This is a genomic window from Vibrio sp. 2130-1 (genome assembly GCF_033339515.1).
Genome location: NZ_JAWOUT010000312.1, coordinates 1 through 678, shown reverse-complemented (window position 1 = coordinate 678; position 678 = coordinate 1). Strand labels below are relative to the sequence as shown.

Below are 678 nucleotides of genomic sequence, written 5' to 3'. Positions count from 1 at the left end.
GGAACTGCGCTCACGCGTCAAAGAGCTCAACAGCACGTTACCTGATCGTGCCATTGCCAAAAAAGTCGTCAATTTAGGCCTAGAGAGCGATTCCGAACTCGGTTCCCAGCTCGCCAAGAAGAAAGACAATGCCTCCTCTACGCTAGAGACGTTAGAACAATACCATCAAGCAGGTGCTTCTCTCCGTTCTATCAATGTTTGTGCCGCTCGCATCGCTGACATGGTGAAGAGCCTAAAAGGCTACGCGAGATCTGATGATGAACGCATGCACTACGCCGATATCCATGAAGGCATCGAAGACACTTTAGTGATTTTCGAAAACAAGCTAAAGGTACATCAAGTTTCAACAGATTACGCCCCACTTCCGCGTATGCTTTGCCAACCTATTGCATTGCAACAAGTATGGACCAACCTAATATCCAATGCGATTGACGCCTTTCCTGATAAAGGATCGTTAAAAATACAAACGAGAGAAGTTGAAAAAAACCAACAGCGTTATGCCGTGATTTCATTTGAAGATAATGGATGCGGTATTCCGGATTCTCAGAAAAAAGCAATTTTTGAACTCAACTTTACAACCAAAAAAGAAGGCAACTTTGGCTTAGGTATTGGACTGTCTATTTGCCAACAAATCGTTGCAGCACACAAAGGCTGGATTGATGTTCAATCGGAACTCAA

General features: G+C 44.1%; 1 protein-coding gene. It reads left to right on the top strand.

Annotated features, from left to right (window positions below; genetic code table 11):
• Nucleotides 1–678: HAMP domain-containing sensor histidine kinase (locus R7Q09_RS25930; RefSeq protein WP_318143916.1), on the top strand; the 678-nt coding region annotated here is incomplete at both ends.